We start from the raw sequence: 15614 nt of genomic DNA on the forward strand, positions 1-15614 counted from the left end.
GCCCGTTCCGTGGCGGGCCCCGGCCTACTTCTTGCCCGGGCCGCCCTGGCCGAAGTCCAGGTTGTCCAGGTCGATGCCCTCCATGCCGGGGGGCATCTTGCCCTTCATCTGCTTCTGCAGCTCGGCCATGTCCGGCATCCCGGCGCCGCCCATGCCCGGCATACCGGGCATACCCGGCATTCCGGGCATGCCGCCCTGGCGCATCGACTTCGGCGGCGTGGGCCCGCGGCCCTTGCCCTTGCCCTTCTTGCCCTTGCGGCCCTTCTTGGTCTTGCGGTTCGACGGGCGGCCGCCGGGCATGCCGAACTTGCCGGCCATCTGGGCCATCATCTTGCGTGCCTCGAAGAAGCGCTCCACCAGCTGATTGACCTCGCTGACGGCGACGCCGGAACCGGCGGCGATGCGCTTGCGGCGCGAGGCGTTGAGGATCTTCGGGTCCTCGCGCTCGGCCGGCGTCATGCCGCGGATGATCGCCTGCATGCGGTCGAGGTGCTTCTCATCGACCATGTCGGCCATCTCGGACATCTGGGCGCCGCCGGGCAGCATCTTCAGGATGTTGCCGATCGGGCCCATCTTGCGGACCATGAGCATCTGCTCGAGGAAGTCCTCCAGCGTCAGCTCGCCGCTGCCCATCTTCGCGGCGGTCTTCTCCGCCTCCGACTGGTCGAAGACCTGCTCGGCCTGCTCGATGAGGCTGAGCATGTCGCCCATGCCCAGGATGCGGCTGGCCATGCGCTCCGGGTGGAAGACGTCGAAGTCCTCCAGCTTCTCGCCCGTGGAGGCGAACATGATCGGCTTGCCGGTGACCTCGCGGATCGACAGCGCGGCACCGCCGCGGGCGTCGCCGTCGAGCTTGGTCAGCACCACGCCGGTGAAGTCGACGCCGTCGCGGAAGGCCTCGGCGGTGACCACGGCGTCCTGGCCGATCATCGCGTCGATGACGAACAGGACCTCGTCGGGGTTGACCGCGTCGCGGATGTCTCGCGCCTGGGTCATCAGGGTCTCGTCGATGCCGAGGCGGCCGGCGGTGTCCACGATGACCACGTCGTGCTGGGTGCGCTTGGCTTCCTCGATGCCCGCCTGTGCGACGGAGACCGGGTCGCCGTGGGAGGTGCCCATCTCGTGGGCGTAGGAGTCCATCGACGTGCCCGGGTCGGGCGCGAAGGTGGGCACGCCGGCGCGCTCGCCGACGATCTGCAGCTGCTGGACGGCGCCGGGGCGCTGCAGGTCGCAGGCCACCAGCATCGGGGTGTGGCCCTGTCCGGCGAGGTGCTTGGCCAGCTTGCCGGCCAGGGTGGTCTTGCCGGCGCCCTGCAGGCCGGCGAGCATGATCACCGTCGGCGGGTTCTTGGCCAGGCGCAGGCGCTGGGTATCGCCGCCGAGGATCTGGACCAGTTCCTCGTTGACGATCTTGATGACCTGCTGCGCCGGGTTCAGCGCCTGGGAGACCTCCGCGCCGGCGGCGCGTTCCTTGATGCGCTTGATGAACGCGCGCACCACGGGCAGGGAGACGTCAGCCTCCAGAAGGGCGAGGCGGATCTCGCGGGCGGTGGCGTTGATGTCCGCCTCGGACAGACGCCCCTTGCCGCGAAGATCCTTCAGTGCCCCTGTGAGCCGTTCGGAGAGTGATTCAAACACGGGTGGTCGATCTCCCTGATGGTGTCGGTGTCATGGATATGGCTTTCCCACCATACCCGCCGGCGCCACCGTCCCCGCCACCCGCCGGGGCGGGTCAGCGCAGGGCGGCGTCGCCGATTTCGCCGGTGCGCACGCGCACCGCGTCGGTGACTTCGGTGGCCCAGGCCTTGCCGTCGCCGATGGAGCCGGTGCGCGCCGCGTCGGCGATGACCTTCAGGGTCTCCTCGGCGAGGTCGTCGGGCACGACGACGTCCAACCGCAGCTTTTCGACGAAGGCGATGGCGTACTCGGCGCCCCTGTAGACCTCGACGTGGCCCTGCTGGCGGCCGAAGCCGCGGACCTCCGCCACGGTCAGGCCGGACACCCCGAGGTCCTCCAGCGCGAACCGGACGCTCTCCAAGGTGGTGGGCTTGATGATCGCCGTGATCAGCTTCATGGTGTTCTCTTTCCTCTGGTGCTGGTGATCTGGCTTGCGGGTGCGGGTCAGCGCGTCAGGTTCACCGGGATGCCGGCGGAGCTGTCGTAGGCGGTCTCGCGGTGCTCGGCGTTGTCCACGCCGGCGCGCTCCTCGTCGTCGTCGATGCGCCAGCCCATGGTGGACTTCAGGCCCAGGGCCAGGATCAGGGTGACGATGCCGGACAGGATCATGGCGACGACGGCGATGATGATCTGGATGGCGAAGAGCTTCAGGCCGTACATGCCGCCGCCGGTGAGCAGGCCGTCGCCGGTGGCCAGCAGGCCCACGCCGACGGTGCCCCACAGGCCGGCGACGAGGTGGACGCCGACGACGTCGAGCGAGTCGTCGAAGCCGAAGCGGTACTTCAGCGAGACGCCGAGGCAGGCCAGGGCGCCGCCGACGAGGCCGAGGATGATCGAGGTGACGGGGTTGAGCGCGCCGGCGGCCGGGGTGACGGCGACCAGGCCGGCGACGATGCCGGACGCGGCGCCCAGGGAGGTCGAGTGTCCGTAGCGGATGCGCTCGACGGCGAGCCAGCCGAGCATGGCGGCGGCGGTGGCGGCGGTGGTGTTGACCCACGCCAGGCCGGCCAGGCCGTCGGCGGCGAAGGCGGAGCCACCGTTGAAGCCGAACCAGCCGAACCACAGCAGGGCGGCGCCGAGCATGACCAGGGGCAGGTTGTGCGGGCGGTGCGCCTCGCGCATGAAACCGTGGCCGCGGCCGATGACCAGCGCGAGCACCAGCGCGGCCATGCCGGCGTTGATGTGGACGACGGTGCCGCCGGCGAAGTCGATCGGGGCGACCGCGGCGAGGGTCTCGCCGGCTTCGGTCACGGTGCCGAAGAGCATCGCCGACAGGGAGCTGCCCGAGTGGCTGAGCAGGCCGCCGCCCCAGACCATGTGGGCCATCGGGAAGTAGGCGAAGGTGGCCCACAGGCCGGTGAAGACCAGCCAGGTGCCGAACTTCACGCGGCCGGCCAGCGCGCCGGAGATCAGCGCGGTGGAGATCACGGCGAAGGTCAGCTGGAAGGCGACGTCGATGACGTTGGCGTAACCGCCGGAGCCGGCGACGTACTCGCCGGCGTCATCGGTGATCTGGCCGGCCAGGCCGAACTGCTCGAAGGGGTTGGCGAAGAATCCGCCGTAGGAGGTCGAGCCGTAGGACATCGACCAGCCCCACAGGACGTAGACGACGGTGACGACGCCGAGGGCGCCGAAGGACATCATCATCATGTTGAGCACGGCGCGGCGGCCGGTCATGCCGCCGTAGAACAGTGCCAGGGCGGGGGTCATCAGCAGCACCAGCGAGGCGGATACGAGCATCCACGCCGCGTTGCCGGAGTTCAGCACAACCTCATCGGGGGTCATCGCGTCTCCTAATTTTCATGTTTTCGGTGGGACGCAGATGAGTATCGGCTGAGCAGATTACGCGGAAACCCGCCGAACGGTTACGTTTCCGTCACCGTTCGGCGGGTTCGTGTTTCGCGGGTGTTGCGGGTGTTTCGGGTCGGTTACCCGGGGCCTTTTCTGTCCGGGACCTACCCCGGCTCTATCCCAGCAGAGCGTCGACGAAGCCCTCGGGCTCGAAGGGCGCGAGGTGGTCGGCGCCCTCGCCGAGGCCGACGAGCTTGACCGGCACGCCGAGCTCGCGCTGGACCTGGAAGACGATGCCGCCCTTGGCGGTGCCGTCGAGCTTGGTCAGCACGACGCCGGTGATGTCGACGACGTCGCGGAAGGTGCGGGCCTGCATCAGGCCGTTCTGCCCGACGGTGGCGTCGAGGACGAGCAGGACCTCGTCGACGGCGGCCTTCTTCTCCACGACGCGCTTGACCTTGCCCAGCTGGTCCATCAGGCCGGTCTTGGTGTGCAGGCGGCCGGCGGTGTCGATGAGCACCACGTCGGCGGCGTCGTCGATGCCCTTGGCCACGGAGTCGAAGGCGATCGACGCGGGGTCGGCGCCCTCGGGCCCGCGGACGGTGGTGGCGCCGACGCGGCGGCCCCAGGTTTCCAGCTGGTCGGCGGCCGCGGCGCGGAAGGTGTCCGCCGCGCCGAGGAGCACATTGTGGCCCTGGGCGACGAGCACGCGGGCGAGCTTGCCGGTGGTGGTGGTCTTGCCGGTGCCGTTGACGCCGACGACGAGCACCACGGCCGGCTTGCCCTCGTGCGGCAGCGCGCGGATGGAGCGGTCCAGGTCCGGGCCGCACTCCTCGATGAGGACCTCGCGCAGCAGTGCGCGGGCCTCGGCTTCGGAGCCGACGCCGCGGGAGGCGATGCGCTCGCGGAGCTTTTCGACGACGTTCATCGTCGCGGCAGTTCCGAGGTCCGCCATGATCAGCGTGTCCTCGATTTCCTCCCACGCGTCCTCGTCCAGGTCGCCGGCGCCGAGGATGCCCAGCACCGACTGGCCGATGGCGCCCTGCGAGCGGGACAGGCGCCCGCGCAGGCGCGAGATGCGGCCCTCGGTCGGATCGATGTCGTCGAGCGGCTGCTCCGGCTCGACCGGGGCGACGGCCTCGGTCTCGACGTCGGCGACATCGGCTGGGCGATCGTCGACGGGGGCGGTCTCCGCGACGGGCTCGCGGATGACCTCCTCTTCCACGGTCTCCACGGGCTCGGGCTCAACAAGCTCAGTCTCGACCGGCTCGGGCTCAACGGGCTCGGGCGCAAGGTCGGCGGGCGGCACCACATCCGGGGCCGGTTCCTCGAGATCCTCGACCTCGGGCAGGGCCGGCTCATCGGCCAGCTCCTCGGGGACCTTCGGGGCCTCCATGTCGTCGACGGACTCGACGGGCTCGACGACCTCAGTCTCGGCCAGCTCCGGCTCCGGCTCGGGCTCGGGCTCAACGTCGGCCTCGCCCAGGCCGGACCCCTCGGGGCGCGGCGGCAGCGGCGGGGTCGGCGGGACCGGGGGCGCAGTCGGGGCGGCCTTCGTTTCCGGGGCCTTCTTCGTGTCCGGTGCCGGCGGCGTGCCCAGTTCCTGGCCGGGCAGCAGATCCGGCTGCTTCTCCGGCTGCTTCGTCTGCGCCGGGGCGAAATTGAAGCCGCCCGTCGCCTGGTAGTTCCCGGACTTCTCCGCCTGGGTCAGCTCCTCCGGAGCCTTCTTCTCCTCGAACGAGATGGTGTTCTTCTTCCGGCGGGCCAGGCCCACCAGCAGGAGAATCACCAGCAGAATCACCACGACAACCGCGGCGAGAATGATCCATTGCGTAACCGTCATGCCCACCAGTCTTGCAGGTTCGCGCCCGTCCGGCTCGCCCCGGGTGGGCGCGCGGCGGGCGGGACGGCCGGTAATACAGTGGCGGCATGGCTTCCCCCGCACCGCAGGAACTGCTCCGCGCCCTCACCGAATCGCTGCCGCCCGGCGCCGTCATCGTCGACGCCGACGTCCTGGACACCTACGCCCGCGACCGCACCGACGTCATCGCCGCCGGGGCTCCCCTGGCCGCCGTCACCGCCCGCTCCACCGACGACGTCGCCGCGGCGATGTCGTGGGCCCATGCCCACGACGTGCCCGTCGTCACGCGGGGCGCGGGGACGGGCCTGTCCGGCGGCGCGACCGCGACGCCGGGCTGCCTGATCGTGTCGCTGGCGAAGATGGACCGGATCCTGGCCATCGAACCCGACGACTTCGTCGCCCGCGTCGAGGCCGGCGTGATCAACGGCGACCTCGATCGCGCCGCGGCCGAGCACGGCCTGATGTACGCGCCGGACCCGTCGAGCATGGACAGCTCCAGCATCGGCGGCAACATCGCCACCAACGCCGGCGGCCTGCGCTGCGTGAAGTACGGGGTCACGCGCAATTCCGTGCGGTCGCTGACGGTCGTGCTCGCCGACGGCCGCGTGCTGCGCACCGGCCACGACACGGTCAAGGGCGTGTCCGGCCTCGACCTCGTCGGGCTGTTCTGCGGATCCGAGGGCACGCTCGGCGTCATCACCGAAGCCACCGTCGCCCTGGTCCCCCGCCCCGCCGGCGACCCCGTGACGCTGCTGGCGCCGTTCCCCACCGCCGACGCGGCGCTTGGGGCCGTGTCTGCGGCGATGCGGCTGGGCGCGGACCCGGAGCTGATGGAGTTCATGGACCGCCGCACGCTGCGCGCCATCGACGAGTGGAAGGGCACCGACTTCGCCGGCTGCGGGGGCATGGTGCTCTCGCAGGTCACCGGCCCGGATGCGCGCGGGCGCGCCGAGCTGATCGCGCAGGCCTTCCACGCCGGCGGCGCCGACGACGTCGCGGTGTCGGACAATGCCGCCGAGGGCGACCAGCTCATCGCCATCCGCCGCATGGCCTACCCCGCCAAGGAGCGCCTGGGCCACGCCCTGACCGAGGACGTGTGCGTGCCGCGGTCGCAGCTGGCGCACATGATGCGCTTCATCGACGACCTCGCCGGCGAACGCGGGCTGACCATCTGCACCGTCGCCCACGCCGGCGACGGCAACCTGCACCCGGTGTTCATCTACGACGGGCCCACCCCGGCCGACGTCCCCGACGAGGTCTGGCAGGCCGCCGGCGACGTCTTCCGCGAGGCCCTGCGCGTGGGCGGGACGCTGACGGGCGAACATGGCGTCGGCACGCTCAAGCGCCGCTTCCTCGCGGAGGAGCTCGGCGACGTCGGCGTGGCCGTCCAGCGTGCGGTCAAGAACGCCCTGGACCCGAAGGGGCTGCTCAACCCAGGCAAGGCCCTGGCCTGACTCAGGCGATGCGCACGCCCGCCGGCAATTCCCCGGCGGGCACCTTCAGCCGCCGGTGGGCGAAGGCCACGCCCGCCGCGCCGAGCAGCAGATTGATGGCCAGGCCCGGCCCCCACTTCCAGCCCGGGCGCCCCTCCACGGGCCGCGGCGTGGACTGGGTGGTCGGGCCGTCGCCGGGCTCGCGCATGGACGCGGCGAGCTCGGCGCACGTCTCCGGCTGATGCTCGGGCGCGTGGAAGGACCGGTCGACGAGATCGCGCACGATCGGGGTGACCCCCGGCGCACTCCCGGAGTACGGCAGGGCGTCGGACAGCACGACGACGGGATTGGGCAGGAACAGCCACGCGATGGACCGGGTGTCCACGGTCCGGATCTCGGTGGTCTCCTCCCGGCACCAGCTGGAGGTGTCGTCGAGGTCGAGGTTGTCGTCGTAACGCATCATGTACGCGACCTGGCGCGTTTCGCGCTGCTCGGTAAGCGGCATGGACAGCAGAAACGTCACCGGCAGCCCGATGACCAGCACCGCGACGATGAGGTACGACAGCATCGTCGACGACGCCGTGCGCGGCGTCAGCGCCGACAGCCCCAGGCCCATGCCCGACACCGCCAGCAGCAGCAGCGCGACGATGGCCACGCCCAGCAGCATCGCCCACCACGGCATGCCGCCGCGCACGACCGTCCAGATGAGCACCGGCAGGGACACCAGCAGGAAGGCCAGCGATGCGAGCCACGCGGCCAGGAGCTTTCCGACGGCCACCGCCCAGACCGGCACCGGCGCCGCCTGGATCAGGGCCAGCACCCCATCGCGCCGGTCGCCGTTGATGGACGTCGCCGTTTGGGCGGGGGCGACCAGGAGGCCGACGAGCAGCACGAACAGCAGGGTTCCCCCGGCGATCGCTTCGGCCGACGCGCGTGCCCACGCCTCTTCGTCGCCGGAGAGCCCCGGGCCGACGGAGCCGAAGAACAGCGTCTGCAGCAGCACCGTGCCCACGAGCACGACGAACCAGCCGACCAGCAGCACCCGCCACCGCGTCGACCGCGCCCGCTGGGTCAGCTCGAGGGACACCACTTCGCGCAAGGCGTTCATCACCGCGCACCCCATTCCAGGTATCGGGATTCCAGCGTCCTCCGGCCGAAGGACGCCACCACCACCCCGGCGGCCAGGGCCCGGGCCAGCGCCGCGGAAGCCGCGGCCGGTTCGGCGGCGAAGTCCGCCCACGCCACGCGGGGGCCGTCGCCGGGATCCGCGCCGCCGAGGACCACGCCCAGGGCGGGATCTTCGGCCCCGGCCCAGCGGCGCAGTGCGCCATCGCCGTCACCGCCACCGTCGACAACGGCCAGCCGCCACGTCGGGGCGGCGTCCTCGGCGGTCGCCGGCAGTGTGCGGCCGTCGCGCATCATGATGACATCGTCGACCATCTCCTCCAGCTCCGGCAGGATGTGGGAGCTGACGACGATCGCCGCCCCCGCATCCGCCCGCCGGCGCAGAATGCCGCGCAGCGCCATGCGGGAGTCGGGGTCCATGCCGGACGCCGGTTCGTCGAGAAGCAGCACCGCCGGGTCATGGACCAGGGCCCGCGCCAGCGACAGGCGCTGCTTCTGCCCGCGCGACAGGACGCGCACGCGCGCACCGGCGAACTCCGACAGGCCCACCTCGGCGAGCAGCTCCGTGGCCCGGGCGTCGGCGACGTCGCGGGCCAGGCCGTAGAGGCGGCCGAAGCTGGCGACGATCTCGTGGGACGTCAGCGTCTCCCACGCGCCCACGTGGTCGGGCATCCAGCCGATGCCCGCGCGCGCCGACGGGCCATCGGACGACGGGTCGGCGCCGGCGACCTCGACGCTGCCGGAATCCGGCGCCAGCAGCCCGGCCAACACCAGCAGCAGCGTGGTCTTGCCGCTGCCGTTGGGCCCGATCAGGCCGGTGATCCGGCCGGGTGCGACGTCGACGTCCGCATGCTCGATGGCGACGTGTCCGCCGAAGGTGCGGCGCACGGACCGGGCTATGATGCTCATGGCTCCAACGTATACCCCTGCGCCACCGCATCGGCGAGGGAATCGGCGACGAAAGCCTGGTCGCGCAGCCGCAGCCGGGCGGCGATGGTGCAGTACGGGGCATCGGCGGGCAGCCCGATGGCGACCGCGACGATGCGCAGCGCCTCGTGCGGATCCTCCGGGGGGTCGCCCAGGCCCATCGTCGAATACGCCACGGCCCACGGGCCGCTCGCCGTGGTCTCCGGCACCGGCACGACCTCGAACCCGCCCTCGACGATGACGCGGACCCGGTCGCCCGGGTAGTCCCTCTCCGCCAGCGTCGCGCCGATGCTCGTGCCCACCGCGCCCTGCCGCCGCCACCGCACCGACGCGGAGCACCCGTCGCCGGACAGGCGCACCGGCGCGTCGAACGCCGCACCGGCGAGCGCCGGGATCGCGTGCGGGATGGCCACGGACTCGTCGGTGGCCATCACGGCATCGGCGTCGACGAGCACCGACCAGCGGCCGCCGTGCAGGTACATCGACCCGGTCAGCTCCGGCCTCGCGTGGTTGACGGGCACGGCGCCCTCCCGGCCGGCGGTGGTCCAGGTGTCGGGGGCGCAGCGGATGATCGCGGGCTCCGCGCTGAGCGCGTTGCGTATCGACGGCCTGGTCCGGCCCGGGATGAGCTCGGCCAGCTGCGCCGTGGTCATGGCGCCATCGGCCAGCGTGAGAATGGCCAGCGCCCGGTCGCCGATCGAGCGGTCCCGGTTGATCACGCGGCCGCGGAACAGGAACCGGCGCCCGACGGTGGCCAGGTAGTCGGCGAGTTCCGCCTCCCCCACGCCCAGCTCCTCGGCGGCGGCGCGGACCTCGACGGTGCCCACGGCGTCGGCGCGCTCGGCGAGGATGTCGTCGATGCGCTCGGCGGTGCCCTCCGCGACCAGCCACCCGCAGCCCACCATGGACCAATCCGGGGCCAGCGCCTCCACGACGTCGAGGCAATTGACGGTCAGGCCCGGGATCGGGTCCGCCAGCGCCGGCACCGCCGCGAGGATTTCCGTGACGTGGGCGAAGGGGTGCAGCCGGCGGCGCACGCCGTCGATGACCAGGCCGACGAAGGCGCAGTCGTCGAGCTTCGCCCGCAGCGTCGACTCCAGCTGGCGCACGCGCTCGCGCGTCAGCCCCAGCTCCGTGCCGATGCTGTCGAGCGTGCGGCGGGTGATCAGCCGCTCGCGCAGGATCATCGGCCACCGCGGGTCGCCGCCGACGGCCCCGGAGATCTCCCCGATCGCCGCGGCGATGAGCTGCCCATGGGACCCGCAGACCTCGCCGAGCATCGAATGCGCGGTCGCCGGCAGCGGCGACATCTCCGATGGCACGTCGCCGGCCAGCGCCAGCCACTGGGCCAGCGCCTGATGCGCGTCGAATCGCTGGTCCGACTGCTGCATCGTCGGCCACCTCCGGGAGTCGGTTCTGGGTCGGTCGACCGAGATCATATCCCAGTTTCCGGATGCGCCCGGACGATTTCCGGCAGTGCCCGCTATTCTCCGGTTTCCGGCGACATCCGTTGCGAGATCACGCGGGTCACGCCATCGCCCCGCATGGTCACGCCGTACAGCACATTTGCGACATCCATCGTCGGCTTCTGGTGCGTGATCACGATCAGCTGAGAAGATTCGCGCAATTCCTCCAGCAGGGCGATGAGGCGTCGCAGGTTGACGTCGTCAAGCGCGGCCTCGACCTCGTCGAGGACGTAGAACGGGCTGGGGCGCGCGCGGAAGATGGCCACGAGCATCGCCAGCGCCGTCAGCGACTTCTCGCCGCCCGACAGCAGCGACAGCCGCTTGACCTTCTTGCCCGGCGGCCGCGCCTCGACCTCGATGCCGGTGGCCAGCATGTCGTCGGGCTCGGTGAGGATCAGCCGCCCCTCGCCGCCCGGGAAGAGGGTGTCGAAGACCCTGGGGAACTCCCGCTCCACGTCCAACCACGCCTCGGTGAACAGCCGCAGGATCGTCTCGTCGACGTCCTCGACCACGTCGAGGAGGTCCTTGCGGGCGCGGCGGACGTCGTCGAGCTGGGTGGCCAGGAAGTCGTGGCGCTCCTCCATCGCCTTGAACTCCTCCAGCGCCAGCGGGTTGACGCGGCCGAGGACGCGCAGGTCCTTCTCCGCCTGCTTGAGGCGGGCCTCGGCGGCCGCGCGGTCGAAGCCCTCCCCCGGCGCGTGGGAGTCGAGCAGGTCGGCGACGGGCACGCCGAGCTGGTCGACGATGGTCTCCTCCGCCTGGTCCACGCGCAGCTGCGCCTCGGCGCGGGCGATGTCGCCGCGGTGGGCGCCGTCGGTGAGTTCGGCGACGCGCTTGGCCGCCGCGTTGGCGTCGGCGCGGGCCTTGTTCAGTTCCGCGGCGATGGCCGTGCGGGCGGCGTCGAGTTCCTCGCGGTCGGCGCCGGCGCGTTCCAGCGACACCGACACCTGCTCGGCCACCTCGCCGGACAGTTCGGCGACGGTGGCGGCCAGCAGGCGCGAGCGTTCCCGGCGCACCTGCGCAGCCTCGTGGCGGGCACGGGCCTGTCGTTCGGACGTTGCTTGGCGACGCAGCCGTTCGGCCTTCCCCCTGACTCCTCCCGAACGCTCCTCGGCGGTGCGCAGGGCCAGCCGGGCCTCGGTTTCCATGGCGCGGGCCTGGGCGAGCGCGGCGGCGGCGTGGTCGCGGTCCTCGGTGGAGGGCTCGCCGTCGGCTGGGTCGTCGTCGACGCGGGCGAGGCGGTCGGCCACCTCGTCGAGTTCGCCGCGCAGGGTCACCAGGCGCGCTTCGGCCTCGTCGCGGCGGGCGCCGGCGCGCTCGGCGTCGTGGTCGACTCCGGCGAGCTGCGACTGCGCGCGGGTGCGGGCGTCCTTGAGGGTTTTCAGGCCGCGCTCGTGCTCGCGCAGGGCGGCGCGGGCCGCGGCGGCGTCGGTGCGGCGGTCCTCTTCTTCGGCGACGGCGCCGGCCAGGACGCCGGCGAGGTCGGCCAGTTCCGTCCGGGCGGCGGCCAGTTCCTCTTCGGCGGCGGCGATGCCCGCGCCGATTTCGACGCTGGAGCGCGCGCCCCCGGCGCCGCCGGCGACCCACCGGGGGCCGTGGAGGCGCCCGTCGGCGGTCGCCGCCCGCAGCCGGTTGTCCTCGGCGACGACCCGGCGTGCGGTGGCGGCGTCTGGGCACAGGACGACGTCGACGAGCAGCGCAGACAGTGCCGCGGCCAGCTCCGGCGGGTGCTCGACCGCATCGAGCGCCCACGTGCAGCCGCTCGGGGCGTCGACGTCGAGGCGCCAGCCGGAGTCAGTACCCGAACTCGAGCCGGTACCGGGCTCGACGACGGTGGCGCGGCCGGCTTCGGCGTCGGACAGCAGGGAAATCATGTCGTCGGCGGAATCTGCCGACGCCGCGACGAGCGCCTCGGCGGCGGGTCCGAGGGCGGCGGCGATGGCCGAATCCCACCCGCCGGTGACGTGCAGCGCCTCCGACAGGGCGGAGAGGCCATGGGCGTCGCGCAGCCACCCGGCGCCGTCGGTGGCCGCCGCCCGGCGGGAGGCGTCGAGGGCCTCGATGCGCGCCGACAGGCCGGAAACGGACTTTTCCAGCGCCCGTTCCCGATCGCGCAGCTCCTTCACGCGGGCGGTGGCCGCGGCGGCTTCGGCGTCGGCGCGCTCGTGGGCGCGGGCCAGCTCGGGGCGCGCGGTCTCGGCGTCGGCGAAGGCCTCCGCCGCATCGTCGAGCGCGGCGGCGGCGTCATCGCGGCGCTGCCCGGCCTCGGCGACGTGCTCGGCCAAGCGCGCCGACTCCGCCTCGGCCGATTCGATGCGCACCCGCAGGGACTCCTCTGCCGCGACGAGTCTGACGACACCCTCGCGGCGGTCGGCCAGCGCGCGGACCTGCGCCATGTGCTCGGAATCGGCGGCGCGGAACGCGTCCTCGGCCTCGCCCAGGACGTCGCGGACGGATTCGAGCCGCTCGCGGGCCTCCGACTCGGCCTCGGCCAGTTCTTCTTCCTCGGCCGCGGCGCGCTCGGCGCGTGCCTCCAGCTCCTCGGGATCCTGGCCGGTCCACGGCGCCGGCGCCGAATCGGCGGCGCGGTCGGCGGCGATGCGGCGCGTCGCCCCCACGCGCTCGGCCAGCGCCGACAGCCGGAACCACAGTTCGCGGGCGGCGTCGGCGCGCGGGGTGACGTCCTCGAGCTCGGATTCCAGATCATCGCGGCGTTCCGCGGCAGCCTCGGCCACGGCTTCCTCCGCCGCCACCTTGGCGGCGACGGCCTGGGCCTGCGCGGCGGCGTCGTCAAGCGACTCCCGCAGGGCCACCAGATCCGCCGCCGCGAGAGCCAGCCTGGCCTCCCGCAGATCCGCCTGGACGGTCTGCGCGCGGCGCGCGGCCTCCGCCTGCCGGGCCAGCGGCTTGAGCTGGCGGCGCAGCTCCCCGACCAGATCCTCCAGCCGGTCCAGGTTGCCCTGCATGGCCTGCAGCTTGCGCTGGGCCTTTTCTTTGCGACGCCGATGCTTGAGCACGCCGGCGGCTTCCTCGATGAAGGCGCGGCGATCCTCCGGCCGGGACTCCAGGATCTGGGCCAGGCGGCCCTGGCCGACGATGACGTGCATCTCGCGGCCGATGCCGGAATCGCTGAGCAGCTCCTGGACGTCCATGAGGCGGCAGCGGGAGCCGTTGATCTCGTACTCGCTGGCGCCGTCGCGGAACATGCGGCGCGTCACCGAGACCTCGGAATAGCCGATCGGCAGCGCGCCGTCGGCATTGTCGATGGTCAGCGTCACCTCGGCCCGGCCCAGCGGCTTGCGGCCCGAGGTGCCGGCGAAGATGACGTCCTCCATCTTGCCGCCGCGCAGGGTCTTGGCGCCCTGCTCGCCCATCACCCACGCCAGGGCGTCGACGACGTTGGACTTGCCGGAGCCGTTCGGGCCGACGACCGCGCAGATGCCCGGCTCGAACTTCAGCGTGGTCGCCGACGCGAAGGACTTGAATCCCTTGAGGGTCAGCGATTTGAGGTGCACGACCGATGATTGTGCCATGCCGGGCGCCCGGAACCGGGCAACCCCGGGGCTCTATTTGCGCTCGAAGCCCCCATAACCGCCGCGGGCGTCGCCGAAGTCGGCGATGACGGTGGACACCGAGCCCGGGGCATCGGGGCCCTCGAGCCAGTCGAGCAGTGCCTCGCAGGCGGCCGCTTCCCCTTCGGCGATGACGAGCACGCGGCCGTCGGGGTAGTTCTTCGCGTACCCCGTCAGCCCCAGCTCGAGGGCGCGGACGCGGGTGGCCCAGCGGAAACCGACGCCCTGGACGTGGCCGTGGGCCCACGCGGTCAGACGGGAGCCGGGCTGCGTCGATCCGGTCACTTGCCCACCTGCGCGGCGCCGCCGTCGTCGGCGCGGACGGTCATCGGGTCGGTGCCGTCCCAGCACTCGATGTTCTCGTGGCCGCGGATGTTCGGCAGGTCATCGCGGTGGAAGACCGGGTTGAGGCCCTTTGCCTTCTGCGCCGCGTAGTTGCCCAGCAGCGCCACGGCCACGCCGCCCAACGGCAGGATCGCGGCGATGTTGATGGTGGCCATCAGTGCGGAGAAAACGTCGGCAAGCGCCCACACCAGCGGCACAGAGCCGAGGGCGCCGCCCAGCACGCACAGGACGATGAGCCCGCGCACGACGTTGAGCACCGCCTTCTTGCCGTTGAGGAACGGCACGTTGGCCTCGGCGTAGTAGTAGTTGCCGATGATCGACGAGAACGCCAGGAAGAAGATGATCACCGTCACCGCGTGGATGCCCCACGCGCCGATCTGCGCGGCCAGCGCCGCCTGCGTCAGCGAGGTGCCCTCGGCGCCCGTGCCGTACTCCGGGTTGGACAGCAGGATGATCACCGCGGTCACGGTGCAGACGATGATGGTGTCGAAGTAGACGCCGAGGGTCTGGATCAGGCCCTGCTTGCAGGGGTGCGACACCGACGACGTCGCCGCCGCGTTCGGGGTCGAGCCCATGCCGGCCTCGTTGGAGAACAGGCCGCGGCGGATGCCCTGCATGATCGCGGTGCCCACCGCGGCGCCGGCGATCTCGCGGATGCCCAGCGCATGCTCGACGATCAGCGCCAGCATCGCCGGCACCTCGCGCCAGTTGATGACGAGCACGATGAGGCCCAGGATGATGTACGCCATCGCCATGACCGGCACGATGACCTGGGTGAACTTGGAGATGCGCTGCACGCCGCCGAAGATGATCAGGCCGGTGGCCGCGGCGAGGACCAGGCCGATGATCGCCTTGGTGCCCATGGAGTCGTTGCCGGTCGACTCGGCGACGGCGGCGGTGATGGAGTTCGACTGCACGGCGTTGAACACGAAGCCGTAGGTCACGGTGATGGCCAGGGCGAAGAGGATGGCCAGCCAGCGGAACTTCTCGCCCAGGCCGCGGGTGATGTAGTACGCCGGTCCGCCGCGGTAGGACTCCTTGTCCTTGACCTTGTACAGCTGCGCCAGGGTGGATTCGACGAAGCTGGTCGCGCCGCCGATGATCGCCAGCAGCCACATCCAGAACACGGCGCCGGGGCCGCCGGTGGAGATGGCCACCGCCACGCCGGCGACGTTGCCGGTGCCCACGCGCGACGCGGCGGAAATGGTGAACGCCTTGAAGCTCGAGATGCCCTTGACGCCCTCGGAGATGTCCGACGGCTTTTCGCCGATGGCGCGGAACATCTCCGGCAGGTAGCGGATCTGCACCACGAACGTGCGGGCGCAGAAGTACAGCCCCGCGAGCACCAGCAGGGCGATCATGAACAGCCAGTACTTGTCGTTCCAGGCAGTGACGGCGCTCGTGGCGCTTTCCATCC

The 15614-nt window shown here is 71.9% G+C and carries 10 protein-coding genes and 1 pseudogene; 1 reads left to right on the forward strand and 10 read right to left on the reverse strand.

All coding sequences use genetic code 11. The features are described 5' to 3' along the window. Nucleotides 1–24: 24 nt before the first annotated feature. The 4 genes from ffh to ftsY form a co-directional block, all read right to left on the reverse strand. Nucleotides 25–1638 (reverse strand): signal recognition particle protein, encoded by a 1614-nt coding sequence (gene ffh / locus ACFWGD_RS01320; protein WP_377776710.1) that lies wholly within the window; start codon nucleotides 1636–1638, stop codon nucleotides 25–27. Between the two features lie 94 nt (nucleotides 1639–1732). Beyond that, nucleotides 1733–2074 (reverse strand): P-II family nitrogen regulator, encoded by a 342-nt coding sequence (locus tag ACFWGD_RS01325; RefSeq protein WP_377776711.1) that lies wholly within the window; start codon nucleotides 2072–2074, stop codon nucleotides 1733–1735. 47 nt (nucleotides 2075–2121) lie between these two features. Further along, nucleotides 2122–3462, reverse strand: coding sequence for an ammonium transporter (locus ACFWGD_RS01330; protein WP_377776712.1), 1341 nt, complete (start codon nucleotides 3460–3462; stop codon nucleotides 2122–2124). Between the two features lie 181 nt (nucleotides 3463–3643). Next, nucleotides 3644–5311, reverse strand: a complete 1668-nt coding sequence (ftsY, locus tag ACFWGD_RS01335) for a signal recognition particle-docking protein FtsY (RefSeq protein ID WP_377776713.1) — start codon at nucleotides 5309–5311, stop codon at nucleotides 3644–3646. 86 nt (nucleotides 5312–5397) lie between these two features. Here ftsY and ACFWGD_RS01340 point away from each other — a divergent pair, with 86 nt between their 5' ends. Then, complete coding sequence (locus tag ACFWGD_RS01340; RefSeq protein ID WP_377776714.1) at nucleotides 5398–6783, forward strand: FAD-binding oxidoreductase; 1386 nt, start codon at nucleotides 5398–5400, stop codon at nucleotides 6781–6783. Nucleotide 6784: 1 nt separating this feature from the next. Here ACFWGD_RS01340 and ACFWGD_RS01345 read toward each other — a convergent pair whose 3' ends face one another. The 6 genes and pseudogenes from ACFWGD_RS01345 to ACFWGD_RS01370 all read right to left on the reverse strand — a co-directional run bounded on the left by ACFWGD_RS01345 (nucleotide 6785) and on the right by ACFWGD_RS01370 (nucleotide 15612). Further along, nucleotides 6785–7870: an ABC transporter permease gene (locus ACFWGD_RS01345; protein ID WP_377776715.1), complete on the reverse strand. Its 1086-nt coding sequence runs from the start codon at nucleotides 7868–7870 to the stop codon at nucleotides 6785–6787. Beyond that, nucleotides 7870–8745 (reverse strand): annotated as a pseudogene (locus ACFWGD_RS01350) (ABC transporter ATP-binding protein); the annotation flags it as partial. The gene ACFWGD_RS01345 and the pseudogene ACFWGD_RS01350, both read right to left, overlap by 1 nt. Before the next feature lie 47 nt (nucleotides 8746–8792). Continuing rightward, a complete protein-coding gene (locus tag ACFWGD_RS01355) occupies nucleotides 8793–10205 on the reverse strand; it encodes a sigma factor-like helix-turn-helix DNA-binding protein (RefSeq protein WP_377776716.1) in 1413 nt (470 codons plus the stop codon). Between the two features lie 92 nt (nucleotides 10206–10297). Beyond that, the gene (smc, locus tag ACFWGD_RS01360; RefSeq protein WP_377777006.1) at nucleotides 10298–13795 is read right to left on the reverse strand and encodes a chromosome segregation protein SMC; all 3498 of its coding nucleotides are present in this window, start codon (nucleotides 13793–13795) and stop codon (nucleotides 10298–10300) included. Between the two features lie 51 nt (nucleotides 13796–13846). After that, nucleotides 13847–14137 (reverse strand): acylphosphatase, encoded by a 291-nt coding sequence (locus ACFWGD_RS01365; RefSeq protein ID WP_377776717.1) that lies wholly within the window; start codon nucleotides 14135–14137, stop codon nucleotides 13847–13849. Next, nucleotides 14134–15612: an alanine/glycine:cation symporter family protein gene (locus tag ACFWGD_RS01370; RefSeq protein ID WP_377777007.1), complete on the reverse strand. Its 1479-nt coding sequence runs from the start codon at nucleotides 15610–15612 to the stop codon at nucleotides 14134–14136. Before ACFWGD_RS01370 ends, ACFWGD_RS01365 begins: the two co-directional genes overlap by 4 nt. Nucleotides 15613–15614 lie beyond the last annotated feature (2 nt).

The organism is Corynebacterium sp. NPDC060344, from assembly GCF_042725215.1.
In the GTDB taxonomy this organism is placed as follows: Bacteria; Actinomycetota; Actinomycetes; order Mycobacteriales; family Mycobacteriaceae; genus Corynebacterium.